The following is a 3,758-nucleotide window of genomic DNA, read 5'->3' on the forward strand; positions in this document are numbered from 1 at the left end:
CCAGGGAGTGGAGATGGTAATGCCCGGGGACAATGTGATAATGGATGTAGAGTTATTGACGCCGATAGCGATGGAGAAGCAGTTGAGGTTTGCAATCAGGGAAGGCGGCCACACAGTAGGGGCAGGCGTGGTAACGGAGATTATTGAATAATTATGAGTACACCACAAACACTTTCACAAAAAATAAAGATAAGATTAAGAGCGTACGAACACAAAATGCTGGATGATTCTATTAAAAAAATAATAGATACGGCTAAACGCACAGGCGCAAGTATATCGGGGCCGGTTTTGCTTCCGACACAGATAAAAAAATATTGTGTTTTAAGGTCGCCTCATGTAGATAAAAAATCACGCGAGCAGTTTGAATCAAGAATCCACAAGAGACTTGTGGAAATAATAGAGCCTACTCCCAAGACTGTCGAAGAACTTATGAAACTGGAACTTCCGTCAGGAGTAGATATAGAAATCAAATTATAAAAGAGACTGAGTAAAACTATGATAAATGAAATACTGGGAATTAAACGGGGAATGACAAGGATTTTTAATGAGCAGGGGAATATTGTTCCTGTAACGTTGATACAGGCGGGCCCTTGTCCGATATTAAACATCAGGACAAAAGAAAAAGACGGATATGATGCCGTACAGATCGCTTACGGCGATTGCAAAGAAAAAAACGTGAATAAACCCTTGATGGGTTTTTACAAGAAAGCAAATGTAAAAACGCATAGATGGATAAGAGAGTGCAGAATTGACAAACCTGAAGGTTTACAAGTAGGGCAGGAAATAAAACTTGACATATTCACAAAAGGCGAGTTTGTTGACGTAACAGGAGTTTCAAAGGGTAAAGGTTTTGCAGGTGTAATGAAAAGGCATAATTTCAGAGGAGGCCCGGCAACGCACGGGCAATCTGAAAATCAGCGTTCACCCGGAGCCATCGGGTCTCAAAGGCCGCAGAGAGTAAAAAAAGGCACCAGAATGGCAGGCCATATGGGCGATGAAACAACAACTATCCAAAGGCTGATGGTAGTGAATATTTTACCGGAACAAAATATATTGTTGCTAAGAGGTTCAGTTCCCGGTCCGAATAATGAAATTTTAATCATAAGAAAGACAACAAGAAAAGTGAAACCAAAAGTTTTCGTTGCCCAGGAAAGAGCTAAACCTAAAGGCAAAGGCAAAGCGCCTAAAGAAGCTCCAGACAAAAAGAAAAAGTAAGACATTGGTGTTAAAAAGGAATAAAATATGAATGTTACACTATACAATTCAACTGGCGAGAAATTAGAAGAGAAAGCTGTTGCTTCCGGCCTTTCAGATGTAAAAATTTCAAGTGTATTGCTTCATGAAGTTGTGATTGCGTACCTTGCAAACCAGAGAAAAGGCAATGCCTGTGCAAAAACAAAAGCGGAAGTTTCCGGCGGCGGAGCAAAGCCCTGGAACCAGAAGCATACAGGCCGCGCCAGGGCGGGTTCTAATAGATCTCCTCTTTTTCGCAAAGGCGGAGTTGTGTTTGGCCCGAAGCCCAGATCCTACAGGCAATATTTACCAAAAAAGAAATTGCAGGCAGCTCTGGGTATGGCGGTAAAATCAAAAATCGAAGGAAATGAACTTATATTATTAAAGGATTTGAAAATAGAAGATTGTAAAACGAAAAAACTTCAGCAGATTCTTCATAAATTAAACGTCAAAAAGGAAAACGTTTTGTTAGTTGTTAAAGAAGCTGAAAAAAATTTAAGGCTGGCCTCAAGGAATATTGAAAATCTCGAACTTATCCCAGTGAATTTTTTAAATGCTTATAAGGTTCTCTGGGCTAGAAAAGTGATTTTCGTTGAAGATGCATTTAATCAGTTTACTAATAAAAATTAACGGAGATAAAAATGAATGCATATGATATAATCAAAAAGCCGATAATTACCGAACGTACAACAATTTTAAGAGAAAAAGAAAATAAGTATGTTTTTTTGGTTGACAAAAAGGCTACGAAACCTCAGATAAAACAAGCAGTGAAAGAATTGTTTGATGTAGATGCAAAAAAAGTGCATACCATGATTGTTCACGGAAAAGTCCGCAGAGTAGGCAGGTATTCAGGTTACAGGCCGGATTGGAAAAAAGCGATAATAAAGCTTGCCCCGGGTCAGGAAATTAAAATAGCCGAAGAGACGAAATAAAGGAAGAAGAGATGCCAATAAAAACATACAAACCCTATACGCCAGTAAGAAGATTCATAACGACGACTACTAATTCGGACATAACTAAAGATGAACCGGAAAAAAGCCTTATTGAAGCATTGAAGAAATCCGGCGGCAGGAATAATACCGGAAAAATAATGACGCTTCATCGCGGCGGCGGGCATAAAAGGTATTATAGAATAATTGATTTTAAAAGAGATAAAACAGGGATACCGGCAAAGGTACTCGATATTGAATACGACCCGAACAGGTCAGCAAGGATTGCGCTGCTGGAATATGAAGACGGAGAAAAAAGATATATTATTCAGCCTTTAAATTTAAAAAAAGGCGATAAAGTCATATCTGGCCCGGATGCAGAAATAAAGGATGGTAACGCATTGCCTCTTGAAAATATACCCATTGGTACCACAATACACAATGTAGAACTATTGCCCGGCTGCGGAGCAAAACTGGTCAGATCCGCGGGAACATCAGCACAATTAATGGCAAAAGAAGGAAAATATGCAAGCATAAGAATGCCTTCAGGAGAAATAAGGCTTTTCTTAATTCGGTGCATGGCTACGATAGGACAAATCAGCAATATTGATCATGAAAATATAACTCTTGGCAAAGCGGGCCGGTCCTCGTATTTGGGTTTCAGGCCAGTTACCAGAGGTACAGCTATGAACCAGGTTGACCATCCGCATGGCGGCGGCCGCGGCAAATCAAAAGGTAATAACCAGCCGCGCTCGTACAGCAACGTCCCTTCAAAAGGATATAAAACCCGCAGAAGAAAAATGTGGGACTGGGTAGTAGTAAGACAAAGGAGCAAGGAATAATTTAATGGGAAGATCATCGAAAAAAGGGCCTTTTATAGACCCGCACTTGTATAAAAAGATTCAAGTATTAAATCAATCAGGCGAAAAAAAGATGGTTCGCACCTGGTCTCGGGATTGTGTAGTAATTCCTGAATTTGTAGGCCACACCATCGGTGTGCACAACGGCAGGAAATTTGTCCCAGTTTTTGTATCTGAGCAAATGGTCGGGCATAAATTAGGAGAATTTTCATTGACGAGATTTTTCAGGTCTCACGGTGAAGCTCATACAAAAGAAGCATCAGAACTTACATAATTGAGGTAAGATAACCATGGAAGCAACAGCCAAAGCTAATTTTATCAGAATAGCACCGAGAAAAATAGGACAGATGCTTACTTTAATCAGAAAAAAACCTGTAAAGGAAGCATTTAAAATATTGATGTTTGCGCAAAAATCACCAAAAACTTTAATAGAGAAAACGCTGAAAAGCGCAGTGGCAAACATAGGCAGGCTTAAAACTATGGACGGAGTATTTGTTAAAGAATGTTACGTAAACGGAGGCCCGTCATTAAAAAGATGGCGCGCCAGGGCGTTTGGCCGCGCGGCACAATACAAACACAGAACTTCTCACCTGATAATAATTGTCGCAGACAAAAAAATTTAATAAAATGTAAAGGACGGATTTAAATGGGACAAAAAGTATCACCAAAAGCAAACAGATTAGGTTATATCGAAGACTGGACGTCAAAATGGTTTAATTTGCGTGAACAGCCGGCG

General features: G+C 39.9%; 8 protein-coding genes. All 8 read left to right on the forward strand.

Going from position 1 to position 3,758, the window contains the following annotated elements:
* A partial coding sequence (gene tuf / locus KKH91_01165; GenBank protein MBU0951424.1) for an elongation factor Tu occupies positions 1-151 on the forward strand: 151 nt, incomplete at its 5' end.
* 2 nt (positions 152-153) lie between these two features.
* A complete protein-coding gene (gene rpsJ / locus KKH91_01170; GenBank protein MBU0951425.1) occupies positions 154-477 on the forward strand; it encodes a 30S ribosomal protein S10 in 324 nt (107 codons plus the stop codon).
* A gap of 18 nt (positions 478-495) precedes the next feature.
* Positions 496-1,215 carry a 50S ribosomal protein L3 gene (rplC, locus tag KKH91_01175; GenBank protein MBU0951426.1) on the forward strand — a complete coding sequence of 240 codons (720 nt, stop codon included), beginning with the start codon at positions 496-498 and terminating at the stop codon, positions 1,213-1,215.
* Positions 1,216-1,242: 27 nt separating this feature from the next.
* On the forward strand, positions 1,243-1,863 hold the full coding sequence (rplD, locus tag KKH91_01180; GenBank protein MBU0951427.1) for a 50S ribosomal protein L4: 621 nt from the start codon (positions 1,243-1,245) through the stop codon (positions 1,861-1,863).
* An 11-nt stretch (positions 1,864-1,874) separates the two neighbouring features.
* Positions 1,875-2,165, forward strand: coding sequence for a 50S ribosomal protein L23 (locus KKH91_01185; protein ID MBU0951428.1), 291 nt, complete (start codon positions 1,875-1,877; stop codon positions 2,163-2,165).
* Positions 2,166-2,176: 11 nt separating this feature from the next.
* Positions 2,177-3,004: a 50S ribosomal protein L2 gene (gene rplB, locus KKH91_01190; GenBank protein ID MBU0951429.1), complete on the forward strand. Its 828-nt coding sequence runs from the start codon at positions 2,177-2,179 to the stop codon at positions 3,002-3,004.
* 4 nt (positions 3,005-3,008) lie between these two features.
* Positions 3,009-3,296, forward strand: coding sequence for a 30S ribosomal protein S19 (gene rpsS / locus KKH91_01195; GenBank protein MBU0951430.1), 288 nt, complete (start codon positions 3,009-3,011; stop codon positions 3,294-3,296).
* A gap of 16 nt (positions 3,297-3,312) precedes the next feature.
* Positions 3,313-3,645 carry a 50S ribosomal protein L22 gene (gene rplV, locus KKH91_01200; protein MBU0951431.1) on the forward strand — a complete coding sequence of 111 codons (333 nt, stop codon included), beginning with the start codon at positions 3,313-3,315 and terminating at the stop codon, positions 3,643-3,645.
* Positions 3,646-3,758 lie beyond the last annotated feature (113 nt).

The sequence above is a fragment of the Elusimicrobiota bacterium genome (assembly GCA_018816525.1).
Lineage (GTDB): Bacteria > Elusimicrobiota > Endomicrobiia > CG1-02-37-114 > XYA2-FULL-39-19 > OXYB2-FULL-48-7.

Excerpts from the sequence above, each read along its gene's own strand:
- rpsJ (MBU0951425.1), top strand. The coding sequence starts at position 154 with ATGAGTACACCACAAACACTTTCACAAAAAATAAAGATAAGATTAAGA.
- rplC (MBU0951426.1), top strand. The coding sequence starts at position 496 with ATGATAAATGAAATACTGGGAATTAAACGGGGAATGACAAGGATTTTT.
- rplD (MBU0951427.1), top strand. The coding sequence starts at position 1,243 with ATGAATGTTACACTATACAATTCAACTGGCGAGAAATTAGAAGAGAAA.
- KKH91_01185 (MBU0951428.1), top strand. The coding sequence starts at position 1,875 with ATGAATGCATATGATATAATCAAAAAGCCGATAATTACCGAACGTACA.
- rplB (MBU0951429.1), top strand. The coding sequence starts at position 2,177 with ATGCCAATAAAAACATACAAACCCTATACGCCAGTAAGAAGATTCATA.
- rpsS (MBU0951430.1), top strand. The coding sequence starts at position 3,009 with ATGGGAAGATCATCGAAAAAAGGGCCTTTTATAGACCCGCACTTGTAT.
- rplV (MBU0951431.1), top strand. The coding sequence starts at position 3,313 with ATGGAAGCAACAGCCAAAGCTAATTTTATCAGAATAGCACCGAGAAAA.